Source organism: uncultured Halorubrum sp. (assembly GCF_937146585.1).
GTDB lineage: Archaea > Halobacteriota > Halobacteria > Halobacteriales > Haloferacaceae > Halorubrum > Halorubrum miltondacostae.
This window is the reverse complement of record NZ_CAKZRO010000153.1, coordinates 1-23,138: the sequence shown is the minus strand read 5'-3', so window position 1 is coordinate 23,138 and position 23,138 is coordinate 1. Positions and strand designations below refer to the sequence as shown.

Here is a 23,138-nt window from a genome sequence, read left to right as displayed (position 1 = left end):
CGCGGTGTCCCGAGTGTAAGAGCGAGCGGATCGAGGAGCCGGCGTTCGTGATCCGCTGAACGGGTCCGGCACTCTCAGAGCTCGTCGAGCAGCGTCGCGGCCGCGGCCGCCGACGAGCCCGGGCCGCGGGCGGTGATCAGGTCGCCGTCGACGGTGACGCTGGTGTCGGCGTCGAGTTCGGCGTCCCAGTCGGCGCCCGCCAGTCGCACTTCGTCTTCGACCCAGTAGGGAAGCTTCCGGCCGTCAGGCATCACGTCGTGGTCGTCGACGATGCCGTCCTCCCAGTCGTTCGGGAAGCCGGTGACGGCGCGCCCCTCGACGAGCGGCGTCCCGTCGGCCTCGCGCGTGAACCCGAGGATCCCGACCGCGTGACAGACGACGAGGGCGACGCCGTCGTCGCCCGCGACCGCGTCGAGCAGCAGCTGGCGCGCGTGGCGGTCCTGGTTCACGTCCCAGACGGTTCCGTGGCCGCCGGGGAAGACGACCGCCTCGTAGCCGTCGGCGTCGACGGTCGCGATCGGTTCCGGATCGTTCAGTTCGGGGTGCTCTTCGTCGACCTCGCGGAGCTCAGCGACCCGCTCCTCGCCGCCCGCGGCCTCGGGGTCGAGCGAGCGCTCGTCGACGACCGGGGGCGACCCCGACGGCGTCGCGACGGTCACGTCGACGCCCTCCGATTCGAGCGTCGTCAGCGGCTCGATACACTCCTCGGCCCAGTACCCCTCCTCGCTCACGACGAACAACGCGTCAGTCATGTGTAGTCCGCCATTGAGGACCTCGATATAAAAGACGCCCGCGCCCGGCAGCGGCAAAGGGCGGCGCCGGGTTTATAAGCAAACGGCAGGTTGCGGTCGGCGCGCGCCGTCGAGCGGCCGCCCTCGGCGGCCGCGAGAAGCGCGTGCGAGGGAGTCGGGCGCGACGAGGACGACCGAAGGGAGTCCGACGGCCGCGCCCGACGAGGCTGGGGAGGGTGAGGCGCGGTGCGGTGCCGGGCGGGGCTTTGGAGGTGTTAACCGCCGGTCCGCCGTCGACCACTAATAAACCTGCGAGTAGAAACTTCGAGGTGTTCCCCGCGGGTCGACAGTTACCGACCTATTCGTCGCCCTGCGCGTCCACGACGACGACCTCGCCGTCCTCGACGGTGACGTTGATCAGCGTCTTCACGTTGTAGTCGGTCTCGTCGAGCTCGTTCTCGCCGGCCTTCTTGATCACGGCGACGACGTCGACGACGTCCGCGCCGACCTCGTCGGTGAGCGCGTCGAGGATGGCCTTCATCGTGCCGCCGGTCGAGAGCACGTCGTCGAGCACGAGCACGCGGTCGCCCTCCTCGACGTCGTTGATGTACATCTCCGACTCCGAGTAACCGGTCTCCTGGAACAGCGGGACCTCGCCGTCGAGGCCGTACTGGCGCTTGCGGATGACGACCAGCGGGATGTCGGTCATCAGGGAGAGCGCGGTGGAGATGTGGATCCCCATCGCGGCGGGGGTGACGATCTTGTCGACGTTCTCCAGCTCCGCCTTCCGGATGATCCGGATGACGATCTCCCGGAGCAGCTCCGGTTCGAGCATGGGGACGCCGTCGCTGATCGGGTGGACGAAGTACTGGTACTCGCCTTTCTCGATGATCGGCGCGTCGAGGAGCGACTGCCGCAACTGGTCCATGTCGCGGGTACTCGCGGCGATTAATAAAGCGTGGCGATCCCGGGGTTCCGTGGACCTCGGTCGCACGGGTCGCGGTCGGGCGCGGCACTGGACGCCGTGCGATTCCGCTCGGGCTCAGCGCGCGTCTACGTGTCGCGCCAGCGCCTCCACGGTCGGTCCGAGCATCTCCGGGAGCCCGCGGTCGGCGTCCGCCTCGGGCACCCACTCGTCGGGCGCGAGGTAGTCGCCGATCTCGTGGACCGTCGCGGCGTCCGCACCGCGGTACTCGGCCACCGCCCACAGCGCGGCCGACTCCATACAGAGGGTGACGACGCCCTCCTCGCGGTAGCGTTCGACCTCGGGTATCGTCTCGCGGTACATCGCGCTCGTCGTCCACGTCGTCCCGCGGGGCGTGTCGAAGCCGGCGCGCGAGAGCGACGCGTCGAGTTCGTCGACGAGCGACGCCGTCGCGATCACCGGCTCGTCGGGCGGGACGTAGTGGTGCGAGACGCCCTCGTCGCGGATCGCGTCGGTCGGGAGGACGGCCGCGTCTGGAGCGATCTCCGGCTGGAGCGACGCGCCGCCGCCGAGCATCGCGACCGCCTCCGCGCCGGCGGCGACGACGTTCTCCGCGACGATCGCGGTCACCGGCGCGCCGATGCCCGACTCGTGGACGGCGACGTACCCGACCGCCTCTGAGAGCAGGTCCACGCGCTGGCCCCTGACGACTTCGAGGTGGTCGTCGCTCCGCTCCCGCACCGCGTCAGTGAGCTCGGACTGGTGGCCGAGCACGACGGCGGGCGGCACGTCCGGCAGGCCGTCGCCCTGTGCGCCGACGGCGTCGGCGGGCGAGAAGCGGGCGTCGGCGTCGTACTTGTCGCCGACGTTCGGGATCACTCGAACTCCGGCTCGCGCTTCTCTAAGAACGCCCGCATCCCCTCGCGCTGGTCGTGGGTACCGAACAGGCCGGCCCACGCCCGGCGTTCGAGGGCGTGGCCGGTCGCCGCGGCGCCCTCGCCGGCCGCGTTCAGCGCCTCCTTCGCGGCGCGGAGCGCGGTCGCGGGCTTCGCGGCCAATTCGCCCGTCAGCTCGTCGATCCGGTCGTCGAACTCCTCGCCCGCGACGACCTCGCCGACGAACCCGACCTCGGCGGCCTCGGCCGCGTCGATGCGCTCGCCGAGGAAGATCAGCCGACGGGCCACTTCGTCGCCGACGAGCGCCGGGAGGCGCTGCGTGCCGCCCCAGCCGGGGATGATCCCGAGGTCGATCTCGGTCTGGCCGAGCACCGCGCTCTCGGCGGCGACCCGCATGTCACAGGCCAAGGCGAGCTCGCAGCCGCCGCCGAAGGCGTACCCGTCGATCGCGGCGACCGTCGGCGCGGGGAACGTCTCGATCGCGTCCGCGACGCGGTGGCCGAGCTCGGCGTACGCCTGCGCCTCGGGCGTCGACAGGTCGACCATGTGCGAGATGTCGGCGCCGGCGACGAACGCCTCGTCGCCCGCGCCGGCGATCACGAGGGCCCGCGCGTCTCGATCCGCGGCCTCGTCGAGCGCGTCGTCGATCGCTTCGAGCGTCTCGGCGGTGAGCGCGTTGAGCTGTTCGGGGCGGTCGACGGTGATCGTCGCCACGCCGCGGTCGTCGACGTCGAAGGCGATGGTGTCCCGACTCATAGACGCCCCGTCACGCGGCGGCGTGAAAACGGTTCGGCAGGCGGATCCGGTCGCTTCTGAAACGAGAGCGGCCGGCGGCCGCGACCCGCCGGTCAAACCTCTTCGCGGCTGTCGATCCCGGTGTAGATGAACCACGCCGTCGTGTAGACGCCGACGAACAGCAGGTAGCCGACGACGAGCCCCCCGAGCTGTCGGCTCGCGAGCCCGCCGGGGAGCGTCCGCGAGAGGATCCAGAGGGCGAAGGCGAAGACGACGAGCGAGAACAACCCCGAGAGGGCGTACACGCCGAGGTCGGAGGTGAGGCGATCGCGCACGCCCCAGCCAACGCGTTCCCGTTACATACCCCCATCGGTCGCGCGTCGGCCCGCGGCCGCGGACGGCCGATCGCTTAATCGAGCGCGGTTCCTAGCGGTACACATGGAGGGCACCCGACGCGAGTTCCTCGGTCTCGGCGCGGCGATCGCCGGCGCGTCGGCAGCCGGCTGTCTCGGGCGGGACGGCGACCTCGCGGCCGACGACGCCGCCGGCAGTGCGCCACAGGTGGACGCCCCCGTGACGGCCGACGACCCCGACTACGTCGACGTGTACGACGCGGTCGTCCCCTCCGTCGCGCGCGTCCAGACATACGTTGAGAGCCGCGATACCGTCTTCGGCTCCGAGGAGGGCGGTCCCGCGGGACAGGGGTCCGGCTTCCTCTACGACGAGACGCACCTAGTGACGAACGACCACGTCATCGGCGACCCGGACGCGATCCGCGTCCGGGCCACGGACGAGACGTGGGTGAACGCCTCCGTGGTCGGCCGTGACCCGTACAGCGACCTCGCGGTCGTCGAGCTCGACGGCGAGCTCCCGGGGGACCCGCTCCCGGTGGTGCGGGAACTCCCGCCGGTCGGGACGCGAGTGTTGGTCGTCGGCGCGCCGCTCGGGCTGTCGGGGTCGGCCACGCAGGGGATCGTCAGCGGTCGCGACCGCACGATCCCGGCGTCGACCGCGCCCGGGCGCTTCTCGATCGCGGACGCGATCCAGACCGATGCCGCGCTGAACCCCGGCAACAGCGGCGGTCCGATCGTCACCCTCGATGGCACGGTCGTCGGCGTCGCGACCGCGACGCGGGGCGACAACGTCGGCTTCGGCGTCTCCGCCCGGCTCGTGAACGAGGTCGTCCCGGCGCTTGTCGAGACCGGGAGCTACGACCACTCGTACATGGGCGTCAGCGTCGCGCCCGTCGACCCGCTGATTGCGGCCGGCAACGATCTCCCGGACGCCAGCGGCGTGTACGTCGATGACGTCGTCCCCGGCGGCCCGGCCGACGGCGCACTCCGCGGGTCGGACGGGGAGACGACCGTCGACGGCGCGTCGGTGCCGACCGGCGGCGACGTGATCGTCGCGCTCGACGACGCCGAGGTGACGGACAACCCGGACCTCTCGCAGTTCCTCGCGCTGGAGACGTCGCCCGGCGACGCGGTTGCCGTCACCGTCGTCCGCGACGGCGACGAGGAGACAGTCGACGTGACGCTCGGCGAGCGGCCCGAGCCCTGATCGCGGGCACTAAATGCGAGATCGGACGCGCGGACGGCCCACACCCGTTGCGCGGATTGCAACCCCTATATGCCCGCGGCCACACGTGACGGTATGAACGGGAATCGGTTCGGCCGACTCTTCCAGCTGACGACCTACGGCGAGAGCCACGGCGACGCGATGGGCGTCACCGTCTCGGGCGTGCCAGCGGGCGTCGAGCTCGACGAGGAGGCGATCCAGGCGCAGCTCGACCGGCGCAAGCCGGGCCAGTCGATGATCACCACCTCGCGGGGCGAGCCCGACGAGGTCGTCGTCAACTCCGGCGTCCAGGACGGGTACACCACGGGTACCCCGATCGGGATGGTGATACAGAACAAGGACGCGCGCTCGGGGAAGTACGAGCCGTACGTCACGGCCCCGCGCCCCTCGCACGGCGACTACACCTACTCCGCGAAGTTCGGCACGCGCAACTGGGGCGGCGGCGGGCGCTCGTCGGCTCGGGAGACGGTGAACTGGGTCGCGGCCGGCGCGGTCGCCGAGCAGGTGCTCGACGCCTCCGACCACGACGTCGAGATCAAGGCGCACGTCAACCGCATCGGCGAGGTCGAGGCCGACCCGGTGAGCTTCGACCAGCTCCTCGAACGCAGCGAGGAGAACGACGTGCGCTGCGCCGACCCGGACGCGGCCGCGGAGATGCAGGAGCTGATCGAGGATTTCCAGGAGCGTGGCGACTCCATCGGCGGTTCGATCTACTTCGAGTGCCGCGGGGTCCCGCGCGGGCTCGGATCGCCGCGCTTCGACAGCTTCCCCGCCCGCCTCGGGCAGGCGATGTTCTCCATCCCGGCGACGACCGGCGTCGAGTACGGGCTCGGGAAGGACGCGACCGACGTGGCGGGCAGCGACCGCAACGAGGACTGGACGTTCGACGACGGCGAGTCGTTCGACCACGTCGAGAGCGAGGAGGGCGACCCGGTCCCAGAGGGGAACGACCACGGGGGGCTTCAGGGCGGGATCACCACCGGCGAGCCGATCTACGGCGAGGCGACGTGGCACGCGCCCACCTCGATCCCCAAGAAGCAGCGCTCGGCCGACTGGGAGACCGGCGAGGAGAAGGAGGTCCAGGTCGTCGGTCGGCACGACCCCGTCCTCCCGCCGCGGGCCGTCCCCGTCGTCGAGGCGATGCTGTACTGTACCGTGCTCGACTTCATGCTGCTCGGCGGTCGGATCAACCCCGACCGCGTCGACGGGAACCCGGGCGAGTACGACACGGAGTACCACCCGAGCAGCCCGCGCAACGAGTAGTCCGCCGCGGAGCCGACCTGGCCCGTGGTGCCGATCTAGTCCGCGATGCCGGAGCGACGCGGGGACGCGGACTCACACCACGACGACCGCGTCCACGACGACGAGCAGGACGAAGCCGACGAGGAACGCGCCGGTCGCGGCGTCGGCGTGCCCGTGGCCGTGCGAGGAGGGAATCAGCTCCCGGAAGACGACCGCGAGCATCGCGCCCGCCGCGAACCCGGACGAGATCGGGAACAGCCCCGCGGCGACCGAGACGAGCGAGAAGCCGAAGACGGAGGCGACGACCTGCGGGACGACGCCGGACAGCATCGTGTACCAGAGCACGCGCGCGTTCGACATCCCGGTGTCGGCCATCGGCACGGCGAACGCGAACCCGTCCGGCACGTTCTGAAGCCCGATCACGACCGCGAGCAGCAGCGCGACCTCCTCTAACCCGGAGGCGAACGCGACGCCGATCGCCAGCCCCTCCGGCGCGTTGTGGAGGGTGATCGCGCCCCCGATGAGCAGCGCCTTCCGGAGCGTCACCTCGCGGGCGGCGTCGGCGGCCGCGGTCGCCTCTTCGTCGTCGGCGTCCGCCGTGAACTCCGACGCCGCGTCCCCGGTGTCTCCGGCCGCGTCGGCGCTCGCCTCGGGGAACGGATCGTCCGCTGTCATCCCGCTGCCGTCCTCGCTCGTCGGCATCGACTCGACATCGTCGTCGGTCGCGCCGCCTTCGGGGAGCCACTTGCGGTACTGCGCGTGGAGGTGCGGGATCGCGTAGTTCCCGCCGAGGAGGACGATCCCGCCGAGGAACACGCCGGTCATCACCGCCGAGAGGGTCCCCTCCTCTAACCCGGGGATGATCAGCCCGAAGACGCTGGCGGCGACCATCAGCCCCGCGGCGAGACCGAGCGCCGCGTCGTACACCCGGTGGGTGACCCGGGACCGGAAGAAGACTGGCAGCGCCCCCAGTCCCGTCGCGAGGCCCGTGACGGTGGTGATCCCCACGAGGGCCGGCAGCGTTGTCATGGGAGCCGGTTCCGCGCCCGGATACGTAAAGTCGAGCGGCCCGGGAGCGTCGGGGATCGCTCGACGGCCCCCCTACCGGACCGCGATTCCGCGGAGGTCGCCCCCGTACGCCGCGAGCGCGACGAGGAGCGTCGCGACGGCGCCCGCCGGGAGGACCGAAAGCCACCCCGCGGTCGCGCCGACGCCGAACCGCAGCCCAAGCCCCGCCGCGACCCACAGCGTCGCGGCCGCCGCGAGCACGAGGAGACTGCCCGTCACCCGGCGGTCCTCCCGTCCGAGCGCGACGCCGCCCGTGGCGCTGCCGGCCGCGAGCAGGTGGAAGCCGACCGCGACGGGCCACGCCCGGATCGACGGGGGGAGCGTGGCGAACGGACGCGGCTGGTCGAGGAAGTAGGCCCAGACCGGGTAGCCGCCGACCCCGTAGCCGTCGCCGCCGAGGGTGACGAACCCCCAGAGGCTCACCAGCGTCGGCTCCCCGTCGCCCGGGACGACGGCGATCGGGACCGCGAGCAGCGCGACGACGAGCAGCCACTCGGTCCGACTGCTGGGCGACGACGAGTCCGACCGCGACGTGGACGCCGGTCCAGACGAGGCGGATCGCGACCGCGGCTCCGGGGCCGACGGCGACTCCGACTCCGCGGTCGGTCCGGTGGCGTCCGCCGATCTCTCCATAGGGGCGGTTCGCCCCCCGAAAGTAAGTATGGTCGGGGCGCTCCGAGGGCCGGGCGCACGGCGCGGGGCGATAGGCGTAACCCGCCGCCGCCCGTACCGCGCGTGTGAACACCGACGACGGCGGCCACTACGACGCGGCGGTCGACGCGCTGGCGGCGCGAGAGTACGAGCGTGCGGGGGACCGCTACACCCGCGGGGGGCGGCGCGTCCTCGCCGACCCGCGACCCGAGATCGATCCCTTCGAGCCCGACGAGAAGGGGTGGATCGGCCAGGGGATCCAACAGCTGCTCGCCGCGGCGGTCGCGTACCGCGTCGCCGGCGCCGACGGCCGGGCGACCCAGCGCGCGGTCGAGGGAATCGCGGCGAGCCGCGACTTCGGCCGCGTCCTCGACGGGTCGGGGCAGGGGGCCTGCCTGAGCGAGTTCGTCGCGGACTTCCGCGTCGCCGGCGGCCTCGACGGGGCCGAGGGGGCGTACGACGACGCGGCGCAGCAGTACGAGGCCGCGGGCGCGGACGTCGACACGCCGCAGGCGCTCGCGACGACGCCGCTGTTCGAGGCCGCGGCCGCGACGATCAAGCAGGTCGCGAGAGGGCAGGCGGACGGCGAGATCGCGATCAAGTGGGAGGACCTCCACGGCGCCGACCCCGACCGCCCCGGCGACTTCCTCGCGCACCGAGCCCGGTTCAAGAAGCAGCGGTTCCGCGGGCTCCTCGAGCGCGCGGTCGACGACGGACACCTCGCCGCGCCCCGCGGGACGACCGAGTACAACAACGAGGGGCACCGCTGCCCCGAGTGCGGGTCGAGACACGTGAACTGGGCCGGGACCGGGATCCTCTGTCTGCGGTGTTCGACGCCGACAGAGAGCATTTAACGATCGGCGTCGAACCGGCTGGCAGCCGATGTCGCCCTCTGTTCCCTCCGGCGAGAGCCGACGGCATTCGGCCTCATCCGACGACTCCGGAACGCTCAGTCCCGACCGCGGGCTCCGCGCCCGGATGCTCGTCGCGACGGGGCTCGTCGTCGCGCTCCCGTTCGCGTTCGTGTACGCGTTCGTTTTCCTGATCAACGCGGTCGGCCTCCCACTCTTGGAGTGGGCGAACGAGCGCCCCTACACCGGCGAGGTGTACGTCGACCCCGTCTTCCTCGCGGTCGTCGTCCTCGGCGGGCTGGCGGTCCAGTACCGCTACGGGCCGCGGACCGTGCTCCGGTCGGTCGGCGCGCGGCACGTCTCGGCAGACGAGTACCCGGAACTCCACGCCGCGGTGACGCGGCTGGCCGCGCAGGCCGACGTGCCCGTTCCCGATGTCGCCGTCAAACACACCGAAATCCCGAACGCGTTCGCGGTCGGGACCCCCGGCGACGGCACCGTCGCCGTCACGACCGGGCTACTCGACCGGCTCGGCGACGAAGAGCTGGAGGCCGTGCTCGCCCACGAGCTGTCGCACCTCGCCAACCGGGACGCGAGCCTGATGACCGTCGCGTGGGTGTTGCCGACCGTCACCTACTACCTCGCCGTCCTCGCCTTCTACGTCCTCTACGGACTGGTCAGGTTCCTCGGGGCCGGTGGCGGGGGCGGCGGGAACCGCGACGGCCGCGGGCTGCTGGTCGGTCTCGTCGTGATCACGGTCAGCGCGGTCGCGACGCTCAGCGTCTCCGCGATGTTCTGGTTCGGGAGCGTGCTGATCCACCGCGTGCTCTCGCGGTACCGCGAGTACGCGGCCGACCGCGGGGCCGCGGAGATCACCGGCTCCCCCGCCGCGCTGGCGAGCGCGCTCCGGACCGTCGACGAGGCGATGCCCGAGATGCCCGACGAGGACCTCCGCGAGCTGGACGGCGGCGCGGAGGCGCTGTACCTCGCACCCTTGGAGGCCCGCGCGTTCGGTGACAGGGAGCTGGTGAGCACGGACGTGTTCCCCGAGACGCACCCCCCGACCCGAGAGCGGGTCGCGCGGCTCCGCGAACTGGCGGGTGAACCGGCGTGACGGGCGACGGGGTTCCCTCGCCGACGCCGACCCGCCGTCGCCTGCTCGCGGGGGTGGGGACCGCGCTCGCGGCGGCGACCGCCGGCTGCGGCTACGTTCCCGGCGGCGGCGACCTCGCGTGGGAGGAGTCGATCCGAACCGGCGGCCTCGCGTTCGCCGACGAGCGGTTCCACCTCCCGGCGGGTGACCGACTGGTCACGGTCACGAACCAGTCCGGGCGCACGTACGACTTCGAGGACGAGGTCTGGCGCGAGGTCTCGAACGCGGCCGTCTCCGTCCTTACCTCGGAGGGGACCGTCGAGGCGGTCGGCGAGACGGCCCGACAGGTCGCGGGCGCGCCCGCCGTCGCCGACGACGCCGTCTTCCTCCCGCTTGAGGGTGCGCGGCTGACGGCGATCGACCTGCCTGACGCCGGGTCGGTCGCGGGCGGGTCGTCGGCCGACCCAGTCCGGTGGCAGGTCGATATCGGGTCTCGCCTCGCGAGCGAGTCCGGCGGCGGCGAAAAGTCGACCGACGGGAGAGACGAGACCGGGCCGTCCCTCCGAGCCGTCCGCGCGAGCGACGCGCTCGCCGTCGCGGTGGGGACGCGGGGGATCGCTGCGGTCGACGCCGAGACCGGCGACCCCCGGTTCGCGGTTCCGGACCTGTGGGCCGGCGCGGACGGTGCCGGGGGACCGGGGGACGCGGCGCAGCGCGTCGCGGTCGACGCCGAGACCGCGTGGGCGTTCGCGCCCGGAGCTGCCTCGTCCGCGGCGGTCGGGACGGGACCGGCGATCGTCGGCTTCGACCGGCGCGGCGATCGGCGCGGCGAGCGCGCGGTCGACGCCGCGACCGAGTGGCTCGTCGCCCTCGACGGGACTGCGGTCGCGGCCGCTCCGGGTGAGTCGTTGGTCGGGTACGACGGTGGCCTCGACCGGCGGTTCGCGCTCGACGTCTCCGCCCCGGAGCGGCGCCCGTCCGGAGTCGTGGCGACCGAGGGGCGCCTCTACTGCGCGCGCGGGAGGACACTGACCGCAGTCGACATCGCCGCCGGCGAGATCGCGTTCGAGCGGTCGGACCTCCCGTCCGACCACCTCGCGGTCGACGCGACGGGAGCGTACGTCGCGGAGAACTCGGGCGGATTCAACGATCCAACCCGGGGGCGCATGGTCGCGCTCGGTTCCGGCGGGTCCATGCGGTGGGAGGCGCCGTTTCCCGACGAGATCGAACCGCGGGCCCTGTTCGCCATCGGCGGCCGACTGGTCGCCGTCGAGCGCGAGACCGCGTACGCGTTCCGCGCGGCCCCGGGCGAGCGCTGGTCGCCGCTGTGAGGACTGTGAGTCCGGGGCGTCGTCCGGCTACGCGGTGAGCGCGTCGAGCACATCCGGGACGTAGAACGTCGTGTTGGGCTGCCGTAGTCGGTCGATCGGAACCCACCGGGAGACGTGTTCGGTCCCGCCTTCCGGCTCAGCGAACGCGAACGACTCACGGTCGTACGGCCAGCCCTCGGCGATCTCCCCCTCGTAGACGCGCCACACCTCGTGGGCAGGCTCCCCGCCGCGCTCGAAGGTACCGACCGCCGTCGGGTCGAGCAGTTCCACGCCGAACGCCTCGTCGAACTCGCGGACGACCGCCTCGCGGCTGTGCTCGTCGAACGGCGCCGAGCGCGACGAAGCGAACGCCGTCGGTCATCACACGCGATACGCCGTCCGCCCGGAGGGTAACCGTGTCGGATACGCCCGCCGCGGGACGGCGGCGTCGGCGAGGTCGCTACGACAGTAGGCTCTCGCCGTCGAACTCGGCGTCGGCGTCGACGTCGAGCAGGTCGAGGATCGTCGGCGTCACGTCGAAGAGGTTCGCGTCGGCCAGGTCGAGGTCTGGATCGGTCGCGTACAGCAGCGAGTTCTCGAACTTGTGCATCCCGTTGCGCGGTCCCTCGGTGAACACCGCCTCCTTGCCGGAGAAGCCCGACTTGAGGTCGAACCCGTCCGCGGGGATGACGACCAGGTCGGGGGCGATGTCGTCGTGTGCGCCGTCGAAGGCGTCCTCGCCCTTCACGATCCGCCGGCAGACCTGCCGGCCGTCGGGACCGGTGAGCGATTCGAGGTCCTCGATGAGCTCCTCGCGGGTCGCCTCGTACTCGTCTTCGGGGACGACGCCGTTCGGCTCGCGGCCCTCCAGATTGAGGTAGAAGCGGCCGGGAATGAGCGAGTACGCACGCGTCTCGTCGTCGATGTCGGTCAGCGAGTCGTGGTCGTCGCCGTCGTAGGAGAGCCACCCCTCGTCGGCGAGGAACTGGTTACAGTTCACCTCCCACTCCAGTCGGGTGAACCCGTGATCTGAGGCGACGACCAGCGTGGCGTCGTCGTCGAGCGAGTCGCGGATCGCGCCGATGTACTCGTCGAGCGTCCGGTAGAACTCGAGGAACTCCTCGGCGTACTCGCCGTCCGTGGCGTAGTCGCCGAAGAGGAAGTGGTTCACGCGGTCGGTGCTCATGAAGACGCCGAAGAAGAGGTCCCAGTCGTCCTCGGCGAGGTAGTGCGAGAACGCCTCGTACCGGGCGTCGAGGGTGGCGTGCGCGTTCTCGAGGAACTCCGTCTTGTCGTCGTCGTGGCCGAGCTTGGCGTTGACGTCGATGCGGTAGTCGAAGCCGTCGAGCGTCTCGCGGAGCGACTCGTCGCTCGTCGCGGACTCGAGGTCGGGCGAGAGGAAGCCGGAGGCCATCCGCTGGATCCGCGTCGACGGCGGGAAGGTGACGGGGACGTTGAGGACGGTCGCGTCGCGGCCGGCGTCGGTGACGCGGTCCCACAGCCGGGTCGCCTTCACGTGTCGCCCGAGCGGGACGTACGTCTCGTAGGAGTCGACCTCGCGGTCCTGGAAGCCGTACACGCCCGTCTCGCCGGGGTTCACGCCGGTCGTGAGGCTCGGCCAGCAGGCGCTCGACTCCGGCGGCACGATGCTCTCCAACCGCCCGCCGGAGCCGGTCTCGGCGATGTCGGTCAGGTTCTCGAAGACCTCGGGGTGGTCCTCGACGAGGTCGAGCGGTACGCCGTCGATGCCGAGGAAGACGACGCGCTCGTCGTCCTCGCCGCGAAGCCGGTCGAACAGGCCCATGGTCGTCGGTTCCGGGGCGGTCGGCATATCCCTTGTGTTCCGCGAAATCGCGAGGGGACGGCCGCAGCGAGCGCGACCGCGACGCGGTCACGATTCAGAAGGCCTATTTCCCTTCGCGGCGACATCTCCGGCGTATGAGCGACGAGTTCCCGGCGAGCGTCGACGTCGACTACACCGACGGCGAGGGGGAGACCCCGGACGACTACCCGTCGATCCAGCATAAGATCGAGAAGGCGGTCGAGGTCACGCGCCGCGGCCTCGAACAGTACGACAACCCCGCGGTGATGTGGACCGGCGGGAAAGACTCCACGCTGACGCTGTACTTCATCAACCAGGTGGCCGAGGAGTACGGCTACGAGAAGCCGACCGCCGTCTTCATCGACCACTTCCAGCACTTCGACTCGATCACCGACTTCGTCGAGCACTGGGCCGACGAGTGGGCGATCGACCTCGTGTACGCCCGCAACGAGGACGTCGGCGACTACGTCGCGGAACACGGCCTCGAACCCGGCGACGACATCCCCGTCGACGCGCTCTCGGAGCACAACCGGCACCACATCCGGGAGATCCTCGAGTTCGAGGAGGACTCGTTCCCGTTCCTGCTCGACACCTACGTCGGCAACCACCTGCTGAAGACGGTCGCGCTCAACGACGCCCTCGAGGAGTACGACATCGACGGCGTCATCTCCGGCGTCCGCTGGGACGAGCAGGAGGCCCGCGCCGACGAGACGTTCTTCTCGCCGCGCCACGACCCCGACCTGTTCCCGCCGCACGACCGCATCCAGCCCATCCTCCAGTTCGCCGAGGCGGACGTGTGGGAGGCGTTCTGGAACTTCGTCGTTCCCGACACCGTCGAGGCGTTCCCCGACGAGGGGTACATCCCGCAGGCCGACGACGACCTCCCCGAGGGCGTCACCCAGGAGGACGTGCCGATCTCGCCGAAGTACTTCGCCGGGTTCCGCTCGCTCGGCAGCGAGGTCAGCACGGAGAAGACGACCGAGGAGCCCGCGTGGCTCCAGAACCTCGAGGACACGACCGAGCGCGCCGGCCGCGCCCAGGACAAGGAGGACCTGATGGAGCGCCTGCGCGACCTCGGCTACATGTAATCGACGGGCGGGAGCGGTCCGCCCGATACGCTTCTTTTACGACTCGCCGACCGCTGCGGTGAACCCCACGTCGCGGAGTCGCTCCGCGAGCGGGAGCCCGATCCCCGACGCCGGCGTCAACACGCCGCCGTCGAACGGGGAGTCGACGTCGCCGCGCGCCAGACAGACGGCCGACTCGCCGAGCATCCGCGCCGTCGCCCCGTAGCCGGGGTCGCGGTCGGTCCCGAACTCGGCCTCGACGGTGAACGGTCCGTCCGCGCCCGTCCCGCGGCCCAGCACGCGGATCAGGAAGCTCCCCGCTTCCGCCTCCTCTCGCGTCGGTCCCTCGCCGGGGTCGGGGAAGACGTAGCGCCGAAGCGCGTCCCGTACCGGGCCGACCGACATGGCCGCGGAGAACAGCCCGAGCCCGCCAGCGACGGCGCTCGCGGTCGCCGCGCCGATCGGCCCGGAACCGGTCGGCACGACCTCGCCGCACTTGAATTCGCGGCCCCACGGGTAGCCGAGCAGGGCGTTGCTCCTGCGGACCACTCGCTCGTTCACCGGCGCCATCGGCGACGGGGCTGTCCACTCGTCGCGGAGGGGGTCACGCCGCGGCCGGCGCTGTTCGCCGGGGTCGACGCCGCTCCGCTCGCCGCGGGGAGCCAGCGAGTAGGGGTTGCGGAGCGCCTCGCGGGCGAGCGGGTCGGTCGCGGCCGCCTCGAACAGCTCGCCGAAGCTCGCCAGCGTGCCGCCGCTGACGCTCCCGCTGCCGCCGTCGAGGTAGATCCGGACCGCCTCGCAGGGCTCGCCGTACGTCTCCGCCGCGAACGACTGGACGAGGAGCGTCCCGACGTCAGCCGGGACGGAGTCGAACCCGCAGCTGTGGACGATCCGGGCGTCGCTCTCGACGGCCGCCTCGTGGAAGCGGTCGACCGTCTCGCGCACCCAGTTCACCTCGCCGGTGAGGTCGCAGTAGTCCGTGCCGGCCTCGACGCAGGCCTCGACCAGCGGCGTCCCGTAGGCCGTGTACGGGCCGACCGTCGTACAGACGACCCGGGTGTCGCGGGCGATGGCCCGCAGGCTCTCCGGGTCGGTCGCGTCGCCCACGACGACGGGTACGTCGTCCCACGCGTCGCTCCGGCCGGTGAGGTCGTCGACGAGCGCGTCGAGCTTCTCCCGGTTCCGCCCGCCGACGGCGAGCGAGAGGTCAGCGGGCCCGTACCGCTCTGTGAGGTACTCGGCGGTGAAGCGCCCGGCGACCCCGGTCGCGCCCCACACCACCACGTCGTGCGTCCGATCCGTGTCGGTCATTCGTGCGTCCGTACGAGCCGCCCGCCTAAACCCGCAGGGGTACGCGTCGTCGGGACGAAGCGGGAGCGGGAGATGACGCTGGAGGCGAGGTGAGCGGCTCTCGGGACGCGCTACCTCTTTACATTGGCAGCCGCAACGGAGGGTATGGCCGTTGGCACTCGGTTATCACTACAGCTCGCCGACTTCGGCACCCGATCGCTCGTCACGCACGCGCTCATGGCGCTGGGGTTCGTCGGTGCGATCGTCACGGGACTGTTCGTCGAGGGACAGCTCGGAACCGTCTCGATGGCGGCGTTCATCAACTTCACCGCCGGCCTGTGGATCAGCCAGTCGATCCACTCGCTCGGCAACGCCGCCACCGAGGAGGAGTATCAGGGCGTGCTCAAGGAGATATTGAATCGTGTCTAGCGAGCCCGGCATCGACACGGGGCGCTTCGGGCGAACGCTCGTGCTCATCGGCTTCGTCACGACCGTCTTCCTGTTTCTCATCGCCGAGCGCCTCTCCGGCGACACGTTCCGGATCGGCGCGGTCGCGATCGGGACGGTGGCGCTGATCACCGCGATCACCGGGTTCCTCATCGCCGCCGGCAGCGCGGTCGAGGGGCAGTAGCGCGGCGGCAGCCGCGATCGGCAGTTCACCCGTCTCGACGCGCGGAGCCGCCGTCCGAACTATTATTGTGCGCCAACCACAATAACGCACACGATGATACGGCGGTTCCTCACCGGTATCAAGTCGAACCTGATCTACGTCGTCGTCGCGTCGCTGGCGGCGGGGCTGGTCGTCGGGCAGTTCGCCGGGGCCTCGTTCAAGGGCCTCCTCCAGTCCGCCGTGGTCCCCGTACTGTTCCTGATGATCTACCCGATGATGATCAACATCGACCTCCGTGAGGTGGTGAACGTCCGCAGCCACGCGCGGGTCGTGGCGCTCAGCCTCCTCGTCAACTTCGGGGTCGCCCCGTTGCTCGCGGTCGGACTCGCGCGGCTGTTCTTCGACGGGAGCGTCGGCTACGCGGTCGGGCTCTACTTCATCGCGCTCATCCCGACCTCCGGGATGACCGCCGCCTGGACCGGGCTCGCCAACGGGGACCTGGAGTCCGCGCTCGTGGCGATGGCGGTGAACCTGCTCGTCGCCGTCGCGGTCCTGCCGACGTACCTCGCCGCGCTGATCCCGGCGAGCGTCGGCTTCGACCCCACCGCGCTGTACGGGCAGCTGGCACAGGTGGTCGTCGTCCCGATGGTCGCCGGCACGCTCACGCGGCGGGCGTTGCTCGGCCGCTTGGGCAGGGACGGGTTCAAACGGCTGAAGCCGACGCTGGGCGGGCTCAGCTCCTTCGGCGTCATGCTGATCGTGTTCATCGCGATGGCGATGCGCTCCGAGAGCATCCTCGCCGACCCCGTCGCCTCGGGGGTCACGATCCTCCCCATCGTCGCGTTCTACGCGCTCTTGCTCGTCGTCGGAGCGGCGCTCTCGCGCGCCCTCCGCGACGCGGCCAGCGGCGTCGCGCTCGTGTACGCGACGAGCATGCGAAACCTCTCGATCGCGGTGGCGGTCGTCGTCGCCGCGCCGGCGGTCCCCGAGACCGCCGTGCTGCCGATCGCGTTGGCGTACGTCGTCCAGCCGCCGCTCGGCGCGGTGTACATGCACTACCGCCGCGACGTCGCCGACGGTGACGCGTCGCTCACCGAGGCGGTCGCCTCGATCATCTGAATCGCCGCGCGGCCGTCCGACGTCGAAAGTCGGGGTCTGCTACGGGGCCGTCGTCACGCTATCGGTACGGATCGCACACCATCTCGACGCCCTCCTCGAAACCGATCTCCGGCTCCCAGCCGGTCGCCTCGTGGAACGCCGAGTAGTCGGCCATCGTGTCGTGGACGTAGCCGTCGAACGGGCACTCGATGTACTCCGGGTCGACGTCCGTGCCGAGCGCGTCGTTGATCATGCCGACCATCTCGTTGAACGTGTACGCCTCCCGCGTGCCGACGTTGTACACGCCCGTCAGCTCCTCGTCGGCGGCGAGCTCGCAGGCGCGCGCCACGTCCGAGACGTGGGTGAAGTCGCGCGTCTGGCTGCCGTCGCCGAACAGCTCCGGCGCCTCGCCGTTCGCGATGGCGTCCGCGAACTGCGCCACCGTGTTCGCGTACTCGCCCTTGTGCTCCTCGTTGCCGCCGAAGCCCTGGTACACCGAGAAGAAGCGGAGCCCCGCCACGTTCATGTCGTGGTGGTTGGCGAAGTACTCGGCGTAGCGCTCGCGGGCGAGCTTCGACGCCTCGTAGGCGGTGTGGGCCTCCACGTCCATGTCGACGGGCGAGGGCTCGGTGCGACTGCCGTAGATCGACGAGGTGGAGGCGTAGACGACCGTCTCACACCCGGCCTTCCGGGCGCGCTCGACCGCGTTGACGAACCCCTCGACGTTGACGCGGCAGCCGCGCTGGGGGTCGTTCTCGTGCATGTTCCGCGAGGAGAGCGCGGCGAGGTGGAAGACGACGTCGACGTCGACCGGGTAGTCGTCGTCGACGACGGAGGTCTCGACGAACTCGACGGCGTCGTCGAGGTTCTCGGCCGCGCCGAGGTAGAGGTCGTCGACCGCGATCACGTCGTTGTCGACCGCGAGGCGGTTCGCGAGGTTCGAGCCGATGAACCCGGCCCCGCCCGTGACGAGGACGCGCTTGTCTTGCATGGTCGCGTGTCCTCAGGGACGACAATTCAGCGCTTCGGTTTCGCGCGGGAGCGCGGGTCGTCACCGTCGGCAACGGCGACGCCGGTGGCTCACGCCCGGATCGTGACGTCGCCGTCGCGCGTCCGGGCCGTCACCGCCGCGTCGCCGCCGTTGACGGTCGCCCGAAGCCGGGACTCCGTCCGCTCGCGAACGTTGAACGCGGAGCCGCCGCCGGAGACCGCGAACTCCCCGTCGTCGGTGCGCGCGGTGAGCGCCGCGCTCAGGTCGTCGCCCAGTCGGAGCAGGAGGTCGCCGTCGGTCGACGCGACGACCGCGTCCGACGCCGCGGCGGGCACGTCCGCGACGACGTCGCCGTCCCGCGTCCGCAGCGCGTCGACGCGACCGGGGTTCTGGACGCGGATATCGCCGTCGACGGTCGTCGCCGAGAGCGTCCCCGCAGTCTCCTCAACGCGGATGTCGCCGTCGCGGGACTCGGCGCGCACGTCCCCGCGGGCGTCGGAGACCGACACGTCGCCGTCGGTCGTGGCAAGCGTCGCGCCGTCCGGAACCGACTCCGCCCGCACGTCGCCGTCGACGGTGCGGAGCTCGTCGACCGCGACGCTCGGCGGCGCGTGAACCTCGATGTCGATCCGCCCGCCGCCGAGCCCGACGACCTGCGGCTCGTCCGTCGTCACTTCGAGGCGGTCGTCGGCGGTCCGAACCGTCGCGTCGAGGTCGTCGAACGAGACGCCGCCGAGGGCGTGCTTCCGGACGACGACCGAGACGTCGTCGCGGGACTCCGCGTGGAACGCGATGTCCCCGGAGACGTCCGTCAGGGCGAGCGTCGAGACCGACGACGGGTCGACGCTGCGGCGCTCCGTCTCCGTCCGCCGGTCGACGTCGACGACCGCACCGCAGCCGGCGAGGGCGGTCGCCAGTCCGGCGCCGGCCGCGCCGAGGAGTCGCCGCCGCGTCGACGACCCGTCGCCGGTCGAGTCTTCACCCATCGGTCGCCTCCGCGGACCGCGTCGCGCCGCCGAGCAGCGCGTCGGTGAGGAACCCGCCGAAGCGAGCGAGGCCGTTGCTCACGTGGAGCGACACGAGGGCGAGGAGGACGCCGAGGCCGGCCCCGGCGAGCGCCTCGCGCAGCGTGTCGACCGCGTACGTGCCGATCGTGTAGGTGACGCCGGGGGCGTCGTAGAGCGCGGGCGCGGCGAGGAGCGTCGCCGACACCGCGAACGCGGTGACGAGCGCGGTGAACGCGACGACGCCGTAGACGAACTTGAGCCCGACGAGCAGCAGCCCGGTCCACGTCGTCGGCGCGGTGAGGACCCGCTTCGTCGTGCCGATCGCCTCCTCGACCGACCCGAAGGCGAGTTCGATCCGCTCGGCGTCGCCGTCGACCTCGACGTCGAGGAGGTAGTCGGCCAGCCGGCGTTCGAAGGAGCCGATCCCGAGCGTCACGAGCAGCGTCGCGAGGACGATGGGTACGCCCGCGAACGTGACGAGGAGCCCGAGCCCCGTCGAGAGACCGGTCGTGACGACGGTGAAGTAGGCGATGCCCAGCGGGAACGCCAGCAGCAGGTACGCCAGGTTGCGGTACGTCTGCGCGTCGAACGGCACACCGACGAAGCGCGCGAGCGCCTCGCCCGGCGAGCGTGGAGACCAGCTGTGGTCACTCATGCTGTACTTTCCGCTTGTCGCCGAGTTCACATATAAAGAATTCAGCGCTGCTGAGCCGGCAACGCCACCAAAAATATAAGTACGATCTTTTTCCACGAGCGGTTCGTCCGTGCTACGACCGGCGACGAGTCAGTCGTCGGCCACCGAGGGGAGGTCCGTCCCCAGCGTGAGTTCGGCCCAGCGAGCGCAGAGCCAGCCGGCGGCGGACAGGACGTTCAGCCCGACGAGGATCGCCAGCACGCCGACCAGCGACATCAGGAGCGCGCCCGGCAGCGTCGACACCTCCCACGACGTGAGCCGGACGATGAACGAGACGCCGACCTCGAACCGCTCCCACGGGACGACCAGCGACAGCTCTCGTCGGATCGGCTCCGGGAGAATGAGCCCGACGGTCGCGCCCGGCGTGTCGTAGTACAGCGGCGTCGCCAGCAGCGACCCGCCGACGCTGAGCACGACCGTGAGCAGCGTGAACCCGGCGACGCCGACGACCAGTTTCGAGAGGACGAAGACGAGAGCGCCCCAGACGGCGAGGTCGGTCACCACCGCCAGGATCCGGTCGGCGACGCCCGACGCCTCCGTCACCTTCCACGACGGGGTGTCGATGTCGGCCCCGAGGAACCGCCGGGCGAGGACGCGCTCGCCGACCGACACCAGCACCACGCCGCCCAGCGTCGCCGCCAGAATCGGCACGCCGACGAGGAGCACCGAGAGGCTGAGACCGAGCGACAGCCCGACCACGGTACAGACGAAGTACGCGATCCCGAGGGGGAACGAGAGGGCCAAGTAGACGGCGGCGGCGTAGGTTCGAACTCGAAACGGGGTTCGCAGCGCCGCCGCGGCGACGCGTCGACTCGCGGGGGGGTTCGAGAGCGCGTCCGAGAGGGCCATCAACTGGGTGATTCGACGGCCAGCAGCCCTAAGAAATCTCGGTCTCGTCAACGAACCGACTGGTCCTCGCGTCGCGGGTCCGTGATGCGGGCCGGTCCGAGCACGCTCGAACGCGGCCTCGCCGGGGAAACTAAGTTTCCCGATTGCGAGATTCAACCGAATGGCTTCGGAGCCGTCGGTCGATCCCCGGGAGGTGTACTCGCTGCTCGACGACGAGTACGCCCGGCAGATCCTCATCGAGACCTACGAGGAGACCCGGTCGGCCCGCGCGCTCAGCGAGGCCTGCGACGCCTCCGAGGCGACCGTCTACCGCCGGCTCGAACGCCTCCGCGAGCAGGACCTCGTCGAGACGGTCCAAGAGGTAGATCCGGACAGCGGGCCCCAGCAAGTGTACGCCGCGCGGCTCAACCGCGTCTCGGTGGACCTGACCGCGACCGGCTTCGAAGTGAGCGTCGACTACGTCGAGGAGACGGCCGCCGACCGACTGACGCGGCTCTACGAGGAGCTCTCCGGATGACACTCACACACGCGGCGGCGACGGCGATTGCGACGCTCGTCTCGCCAGCGGACGGGACGCTCGGGCGGGCGGCGGTCCCGGCGCAAGTCGAGGCGGTCGGCGGGAGTGCCGCCCTCGCGACCGTCACGGTCGCCGCGTTCTTCCTCTCGGTGCTGCTCGCGGTGTACGTCACCTACCGCTTCGCGCGGGGGTACCTGCGCACGCGTCGTCGTCCGCTGCTGTTCCTGACGCTCGGACTCCTGCTTCTGGCCCCGCTCCCGATGTTCCTCCGGCTGGCGTTCGGCAACGTCGCGTGGGTGACGGCCACCGAGCGGACCGTGGTCGTGACCGCGAGCAAGCTCTGCGGGCTCCTGCTCGTCCTCGGGGTGGTCCACCGGTGACGCTCTCGCTCGTGGCGACCGCGGGCGGCGTCGCGACCGCCTGCCTCGGGGCGTACGTCTCGTACCTCGCCTACGACGGGAGCCGCCGGAACGGGAGCCGAACGATGCTGCTGTTGGCCGTCGGCGTCGCCTGTATCGCGGTGGTGCCGTACGTCGTCGCGTACGGCGTGACGCCGCTGTTCGGGCTCTCCGACGCCGCGACCGTCTTCGGCGTCACGATGGCGCACCTCGTCGGGCTCGGCGCGCTGGCGCGGTCGGTGGCCGACTGACGCGGTCGGGCGTGCCGGCGGCCCGTCGCCCTCTCAACGGTCGCAGCCCCGCGGCCGATCAGTCGGGGTCGAGAATCGCGTCCCGGAGCGGCGGGAACGCCTCTAACTTGGCGCGCCCGACCAGCGCGTAGAGGTACGCCTCCAACCGTTCGCGCCACATCGGCCGGTCGCGGCCGCCGCCGAACCCGACCTCCGCGACCTGGAGGTCCTCGACCGCGCGGCCGATCTGCGTGACGAGCAGCGGGCTGGGATCGGAGCCGACGACCGACTCGTAGGTCGCCTGCGCCCGGCGCTTCGCGGCGAGCGCGTGGCCCGAGTCGAACGCGGTGTCGTCCGGCTCGACGACGAGCCGGTCGACTGCGGTCTCGTGGGCCCGCCGACGCGCCAATCCGATAGAGAGGGCGACGGTCCGCAGCGCGAGCAGGTCCGCGTCGATCGGCGTCCGCCACGGCACGGGCGCGGCCGACCCGAGACACCACTGGGCCAGCCGCGAGTGCGCGAACTCCCACGGCCCGTACCGGTCGACCTCCCCGACGTACCGGGCTCGCGCGTCCTCGCGGGACGGGTACTCGGGGAGGGCGGCGCGGAAGCGCTCGGCGGCCGTCCGCAACGCCTCCGCGTGCGGGTCCGTGTCGCTCCCGAGGCGGTCGAAAAGGATGTCGCGATACCGCTCCGCGGTCATCGCGTCGACCTCGCCCCGGAGCAGCGCGGCCGTCACCTCACCTGCGACTTCCGGGTCGACCGGGTCGGCGGAGGCGTCGCTTTCGTCCCCGGAATCGGCGTTTTGTCCCGAGTCAGCGTCGTCCGGAAGCGTGCGGGCCGCCAGCGCGCTCGCCGACTGCACCTCGCCCTCGATGCGGACGTACCATCCGAGGTCGCGCGCGGGATCCGTCGTCGGGTAGGGTTTCAGGCCGTCCGCGACTGCGCGCGCGCGGTCCGTCAGTACGGCGGCGCGGTCGCGGAGCGTCGCCCGGTCGACCGCGTCCTGCTCGGCGCGGGCGTACCCCAGCGCTTCGCCCGCGAACTGGAGGCCGTACCGCGCTCGGAACAGGGCCGTGTCGTGGTCGCCCTCGTCGAGCGCCTCGCGGGCGTCCTCGAGCCAGCCGCCCGCACCCGTCGTGATCGGCGCGCCGTCGTCCTCGACGGAGCCGATCGCGTCCCACCGACGCCGGCTCTCCGCGACCGTCTCCGCGAGCGTCTCGACGGCCGCACGGGCGTGCGCCTCGGTCACCGGCGGCCGCCAGAGGGCATCGACCTCCGGCGGCGTCGGGTAGTACTTCGTCGCCGCGTCCGTGATCGGGTCCGGCAGCGCCGTCGGCTCCGTCGCGCCGGCGACCGCGGTGCCGCCGGCGAGCGCCGCGGCGCCGCCGCCGAGCGTCGCCAAAACCGTCCGTCTGCTAACCGAGGAGGGGTCGGGGACCATGCGCGAGGCTGCGGGGTTCGATCGGTAAAAGCCTTGGAGCG

At 71.5% G+C, this 23,138-nt stretch carries 27 protein-coding genes; 12 read left to right on the top strand and 15 right to left on the bottom strand.

Annotation, left to right across the window (positions count from 1 at the left end; translation table 11 throughout):
• Nucleotides 1–74: 74 nt before the first annotated feature.
• The 5 genes from Q0116_RS12975 to Q0116_RS12955 form a co-directional block, all read right to left on the bottom strand.
• Nucleotides 75–752: a DJ-1/PfpI family protein gene (locus tag Q0116_RS12975; protein WP_297889115.1), complete on the bottom strand. Its 678-nt coding sequence runs from the start codon at nucleotides 750–752 to the stop codon at nucleotides 75–77.
• 337 nt (nucleotides 753–1,089) lie between these two features.
• The gene (gene hpt, locus Q0116_RS12970; RefSeq protein WP_008446308.1) at nucleotides 1,090–1,659 is read right to left on the bottom strand and encodes a hypoxanthine/guanine phosphoribosyltransferase; all 570 of its coding nucleotides are present in this window, start codon (nucleotides 1,657–1,659) and stop codon (nucleotides 1,090–1,092) included.
• 114 nt (nucleotides 1,660–1,773) lie between these two features.
• The gene (locus Q0116_RS12965) at nucleotides 1,774–2,535 is read right to left on the bottom strand and encodes a hypothetical protein (RefSeq protein WP_297889110.1); all 762 of its coding nucleotides are present in this window, start codon (nucleotides 2,533–2,535) and stop codon (nucleotides 1,774–1,776) included.
• On the bottom strand, nucleotides 2,532–3,308 hold the full coding sequence (locus Q0116_RS12960; RefSeq protein ID WP_297889107.1) for an enoyl-CoA hydratase/isomerase family protein: 777 nt from the start codon (nucleotides 3,306–3,308) through the stop codon (nucleotides 2,532–2,534). The genes Q0116_RS12965 and Q0116_RS12960 overlap by 4 nt, the downstream gene beginning before the upstream one ends.
• Before the next feature lie 92 nt (nucleotides 3,309–3,400).
• Nucleotides 3,401–3,622 carry a hypothetical protein gene (locus Q0116_RS12955; RefSeq protein ID WP_006113523.1) on the bottom strand — a complete coding sequence of 74 codons (222 nt, stop codon included), beginning with the start codon at nucleotides 3,620–3,622 and terminating at the stop codon, nucleotides 3,401–3,403.
• A 103-nt stretch (nucleotides 3,623–3,725) separates the two neighbouring features.
• Here Q0116_RS12955 and Q0116_RS12950 point away from each other — a divergent pair, with 103 nt between their 5' ends.
• Nucleotides 3,726–4,847, top strand: a complete 1,122-nt coding sequence (locus Q0116_RS12950) for a S1C family serine protease (protein ID WP_297889102.1) — start codon at nucleotides 3,726–3,728, stop codon at nucleotides 4,845–4,847.
• A gap of 93 nt (nucleotides 4,848–4,940) precedes the next feature.
• Nucleotides 4,941–6,128, top strand: a complete 1,188-nt coding sequence (gene aroC / locus Q0116_RS12945) for a chorismate synthase (RefSeq protein WP_297889100.1) — start codon at nucleotides 4,941–4,943, stop codon at nucleotides 6,126–6,128.
• Nucleotides 6,129–6,200: 72 nt separating this feature from the next.
• On the opposite strand, the gene Q0116_RS12940 is transcribed toward aroC, so the two are convergent.
• Nucleotides 6,201–7,136, bottom strand: coding sequence for a ZIP family metal transporter (locus Q0116_RS12940; RefSeq protein ID WP_297889097.1), 936 nt, complete (start codon nucleotides 7,134–7,136; stop codon nucleotides 6,201–6,203).
• A 72-nt stretch (nucleotides 7,137–7,208) separates the two neighbouring features.
• Nucleotides 7,209–7,808, bottom strand: a complete 600-nt coding sequence (locus tag Q0116_RS12935) for a TIGR04206 family protein (RefSeq protein ID WP_297889096.1) — start codon at nucleotides 7,806–7,808, stop codon at nucleotides 7,209–7,211.
• Nucleotides 7,809–7,912: 104 nt separating this feature from the next.
• Here Q0116_RS12935 and Q0116_RS12930 point away from each other — a divergent pair, with 104 nt between their 5' ends.
• From Q0116_RS12930 to Q0116_RS12920, 3 genes are read left to right on the top strand one after another with little or no spacing between them, the layout of a single operon-like run.
• Entirely contained in the window at nucleotides 7,913–8,680 is a 768-nt protein-coding gene (locus Q0116_RS12930) for a hypothetical protein (protein ID WP_297889094.1), read from the top strand.
• Between the two features lie 28 nt (nucleotides 8,681–8,708).
• Nucleotides 8,709–9,791: a M48 family metalloprotease gene (locus Q0116_RS12925; protein WP_297889091.1), complete on the top strand. Its 1,083-nt coding sequence runs from the start codon at nucleotides 8,709–8,711 to the stop codon at nucleotides 9,789–9,791.
• Nucleotides 9,788–11,101: a hypothetical protein gene (locus Q0116_RS12920; protein WP_297889089.1), complete on the top strand. Its 1,314-nt coding sequence runs from the start codon at nucleotides 9,788–9,790 to the stop codon at nucleotides 11,099–11,101. Before Q0116_RS12925 ends, Q0116_RS12920 begins: the two co-directional genes overlap by 4 nt.
• 27 nt (nucleotides 11,102–11,128) lie before the next feature.
• On the opposite strand, the gene Q0116_RS12915 is transcribed toward Q0116_RS12920, so the two are convergent.
• Both Q0116_RS12915 and Q0116_RS12910 read right to left on the bottom strand, forming a co-directional pair.
• The gene (locus Q0116_RS12915) at nucleotides 11,129–11,371 is read right to left on the bottom strand and encodes a hypothetical protein (protein ID WP_297889087.1); all 243 of its coding nucleotides are present in this window, start codon (nucleotides 11,369–11,371) and stop codon (nucleotides 11,129–11,131) included.
• Nucleotides 11,372–11,540: 169 nt separating this feature from the next.
• Nucleotides 11,541–12,884 (bottom strand): alkaline phosphatase family protein, encoded by a 1,344-nt coding sequence (locus Q0116_RS12910; protein WP_297889085.1) that lies wholly within the window; start codon nucleotides 12,882–12,884, stop codon nucleotides 11,541–11,543.
• A 134-nt stretch (nucleotides 12,885–13,018) separates the two neighbouring features.
• Here Q0116_RS12910 and Q0116_RS12905 point away from each other — a divergent pair, with 134 nt between their 5' ends.
• On the top strand, nucleotides 13,019–13,990 hold the full coding sequence (locus tag Q0116_RS12905; RefSeq protein ID WP_297889082.1) for a phosphoadenosine phosphosulfate reductase family protein: 972 nt from the start codon (nucleotides 13,019–13,021) through the stop codon (nucleotides 13,988–13,990).
• Nucleotides 13,991–14,026: 36 nt separating this feature from the next.
• On the opposite strand, the gene Q0116_RS12900 is transcribed toward Q0116_RS12905, so the two are convergent.
• On the bottom strand, nucleotides 14,027–15,280 hold the full coding sequence (locus Q0116_RS12900) for a trans-acting enoyl reductase family protein (RefSeq protein ID WP_297889079.1): 1,254 nt from the start codon (nucleotides 15,278–15,280) through the stop codon (nucleotides 14,027–14,029).
• Nucleotides 15,281–15,424: 144 nt separating this feature from the next.
• Between Q0116_RS12900 and Q0116_RS12895 the strand changes: the two genes are divergently transcribed.
• The 3 genes from Q0116_RS12895 (at nucleotide 15,425) to Q0116_RS12885 (ending at nucleotide 16,988) form a co-directional block, all read left to right on the top strand.
• Nucleotides 15,425–15,688, top strand: coding sequence for a hypothetical protein (locus tag Q0116_RS12895; protein ID WP_297889076.1), 264 nt, complete (start codon nucleotides 15,425–15,427; stop codon nucleotides 15,686–15,688).
• Nucleotides 15,681–15,890 (top strand): hypothetical protein, encoded by a 210-nt coding sequence (locus tag Q0116_RS12890; RefSeq protein ID WP_297889074.1) that lies wholly within the window; start codon nucleotides 15,681–15,683, stop codon nucleotides 15,888–15,890. The genes Q0116_RS12895 and Q0116_RS12890 overlap by 8 nt, the downstream gene beginning before the upstream one ends.
• A 93-nt stretch (nucleotides 15,891–15,983) precedes the next feature.
• Complete coding sequence (locus Q0116_RS12885) at nucleotides 15,984–16,988, top strand: arsenic resistance protein (RefSeq protein WP_297889072.1); 1,005 nt, start codon at nucleotides 15,984–15,986, stop codon at nucleotides 16,986–16,988.
• A 58-nt stretch (nucleotides 16,989–17,046) separates the two neighbouring features.
• Here Q0116_RS12885 and Q0116_RS12880 read toward each other — a convergent pair whose 3' ends face one another.
• The 4 genes from Q0116_RS12880 to Q0116_RS12865 form a co-directional block, all read right to left on the bottom strand.
• Nucleotides 17,047–17,958 (bottom strand): NAD-dependent epimerase/dehydratase family protein, encoded by a 912-nt coding sequence (locus Q0116_RS12880; RefSeq protein WP_297889070.1) that lies wholly within the window; start codon nucleotides 17,956–17,958, stop codon nucleotides 17,047–17,049.
• 89 nt (nucleotides 17,959–18,047) lie between these two features.
• Nucleotides 18,048–18,944: a DUF4097 family beta strand repeat-containing protein gene (locus Q0116_RS12875; RefSeq protein ID WP_297889068.1), complete on the bottom strand. Its 897-nt coding sequence runs from the start codon at nucleotides 18,942–18,944 to the stop codon at nucleotides 18,048–18,050.
• The gene (locus Q0116_RS12870; protein WP_297889066.1) at nucleotides 18,937–19,620 is read right to left on the bottom strand and encodes a sensor domain-containing protein; all 684 of its coding nucleotides are present in this window, start codon (nucleotides 19,618–19,620) and stop codon (nucleotides 18,937–18,939) included. The genes Q0116_RS12875 and Q0116_RS12870 overlap by 8 nt, the downstream gene beginning before the upstream one ends.
• A gap of 129 nt (nucleotides 19,621–19,749) precedes the next feature.
• Nucleotides 19,750–20,508, bottom strand: coding sequence for a sensor domain-containing protein (locus Q0116_RS12865; RefSeq protein ID WP_297889064.1), 759 nt, complete (start codon nucleotides 20,506–20,508; stop codon nucleotides 19,750–19,752).
• Between the two features lie 160 nt (nucleotides 20,509–20,668).
• Between Q0116_RS12865 and Q0116_RS12860 the strand changes: the two genes are divergently transcribed.
• Genes Q0116_RS12860 through Q0116_RS12850 form a run of 3 tightly spaced genes read left to right on the top strand, consistent with a single transcriptional unit; the run spans nucleotide 20,669 to nucleotide 21,674 of the window.
• The gene (locus tag Q0116_RS12860; RefSeq protein WP_297889062.1) at nucleotides 20,669–21,025 is read left to right on the top strand and encodes an ArsR family transcriptional regulator; all 357 of its coding nucleotides are present in this window, start codon (nucleotides 20,669–20,671) and stop codon (nucleotides 21,023–21,025) included.
• A complete protein-coding gene (locus Q0116_RS12855; protein ID WP_297889060.1) occupies nucleotides 21,022–21,405 on the top strand; it encodes a hypothetical protein in 384 nt (127 codons plus the stop codon). Before Q0116_RS12860 ends, Q0116_RS12855 begins: the two co-directional genes overlap by 4 nt.
• Complete coding sequence (locus Q0116_RS12850; protein ID WP_297889058.1) at nucleotides 21,402–21,674, top strand: hypothetical protein; 273 nt, start codon at nucleotides 21,402–21,404, stop codon at nucleotides 21,672–21,674. Before Q0116_RS12855 ends, Q0116_RS12850 begins: the two co-directional genes overlap by 4 nt.
• 58 nt (nucleotides 21,675–21,732) lie before the next feature.
• Here the strand turns inward: Q0116_RS12850 and Q0116_RS12845 are convergent, their stop codons facing one another.
• The gene (locus Q0116_RS12845; RefSeq protein ID WP_297889056.1) at nucleotides 21,733–23,097 is read right to left on the bottom strand and encodes a hypothetical protein; all 1,365 of its coding nucleotides are present in this window, start codon (nucleotides 23,095–23,097) and stop codon (nucleotides 21,733–21,735) included.
• Between the last annotated feature and the right edge of the window lie 41 nt (nucleotides 23,098–23,138).